Source organism: Salifodinibacter halophilus, from assembly GCA_012999515.1.
GTDB lineage: Bacteria > Pseudomonadota > Gammaproteobacteria > Nevskiales > Salinisphaeraceae > Salifodinibacter > Salifodinibacter halophilus.
The window spans coordinates 1-211 of the sequence record JABEEB010000899.1; the positions used below are offsets into that span (position 1 = coordinate 1).

The 211-nt window shown below is 35.1% G+C and carries 1 protein-coding gene; it reads right to left on the reverse strand.

Translation table 11 applies throughout. The features are described from left to right. Window positions 1–211 (reverse strand): phosphoribosylaminoimidazolesuccinocarboxamide synthase (locus HKX41_14135; GenBank protein ID NNC25273.1); only part of this gene is annotated, 211 nt, incomplete at both ends.

Here is a 211-nt window from a genome sequence, read left to right on the forward strand (position 1 = left end):
AACACCATTAGAAGTTAACCAATCTCTCAAAAATTGTTTATCGTAAGAGTCTTGAGATTTACCAACTTCGTATTTAGTAGCATTCCAGAATCTGGAAGAATCTGGAGTTAAAACTTCGTCAACAAGAACGATGTTGTCACCATCTAAACCAAATTCAAATTTAGTATCAGCGATAATAATTCCTTTAGTGGCAGCGTAATCTCTGGCTTTG